The sequence below is a fragment of the Frankia sp. Hr75.2 genome (assembly GCF_949319125.1).
Lineage (GTDB): Bacteria > Actinomycetota > Actinomycetes > Frankiales > Frankiaceae > Parafrankia > Parafrankia soli.
Window position 1 is genome coordinate 1 of record NZ_CASGGV010000167.1, and the last position, 1146, is coordinate 1146.

The following is a 1146-nucleotide window of genomic DNA, read 5'->3' on the forward strand; positions in this document are numbered from 1 at the left end:
GATGTCGCGGCGGGCGTGTTCGCGGGTCGGGTAGGCGGTGCGGTGAACGCGTTCGTTCTTGAGGGCCGCGAAGAACGACTCGGCCATTGCATTATCGTAGCAGATTCCGGTTCGGCCAACGGACTGGCGGATTCCGAGCCTCTTCAATGTAGCGGCGAACTGGGCGGATGTATAGTTACTTCCGCGGTCCGCATGAAAAATAGCTCCGTCGGTGAGCTGGTGGTTACGGGCGGCCATGGTGATGGCGGTGTCGATGAGTCCGGTCTTGTAGTTGTCGTCCATGGCCCAACCGATGACGGCTTTCGTGTGGCAGTCGATGACGGTCGCGAGGTACAGCCAGCCTTCCCAGGTGGGAATGTAGGTGACATCGCCGACCATCTTGACTCCGGGGGCGTCGGCGGTGAAGTCGCGGTGGAGGAGGTCGGGGATCGCGGCCGGGATCTGGTCGGCTTCGGTCAGGGTGTGCCGCCAGGGGCGGGGCTGGCACGGCTCCAGGCCCTGCTCGCGCATGAGGGCACGGACGAGCTCGGGGCCGCAGGGACGACCCCAGGCGAGCAGGTCAGCGTGCACGCGCCGGTAGCCGTAGGTGCCGTCCGAGGCGGTGAACGACCGGACGACAAGCCTGGCGAGCTCGCCGCGGCGCGTCGCGGTCGCCGAGGCGGGGCGGTCGCGCCATTCGTAGAACCCGGAACGAGAGACGTCGAGCCAGGCGCACATCTGGATGATGGACGGCGCCGGTGTACCGGCATTCGCGGTGGTGCGGGTGGCGTACTCCGCATCGATGAACTCGAACGTGTCGCTCACCGATGATCCTTGGCGAAGTACGCCGCGGCTTTTTTCAGGAACTCGTTCTCCATGCGCAGCTCACGGTTCTGCCGTTCGAGTTCGCGTAGCCGAGCACCTTCGTCAGCGGTCGGTGGCGGCGGCTCGCCGGCGTGGGCCCGCCGGTAGGTGGCGACCCAGCTTCCGAGGGTTCCTTCCAGTATGCCGAGTTCCTGTGCGACATCGGAGATCGGACGGGATGTCTCGATCACCATCCTCACGGCCTCTTCCTTGAACTCGGCCGAGAACTTCCTGCGCTTCTGCGTCAACTATCATTCCTTCCGGACTGACCCTATTCTAGTAGGGGCCGCTGTCCGGAAGAAA

General features: G+C 64.8%; 2 protein-coding genes. Both read right to left on the reverse strand.

The window, feature by feature from the left end:
- Positions 1–804 (reverse strand): IS3 family transposase (locus AC559T_RS13715; RefSeq protein ID WP_498868928.1); only part of this gene is annotated, 804 nt, incomplete at its 3' end.
- Entirely contained in the window at positions 801–1091 is a 291-nt protein-coding gene (locus AC559T_RS13720; protein ID WP_498868929.1) for a transposase, read from the reverse strand. The genes AC559T_RS13715 and AC559T_RS13720, both read right to left, overlap by 4 nt.
- Positions 1092–1146 lie beyond the last annotated feature (55 nt).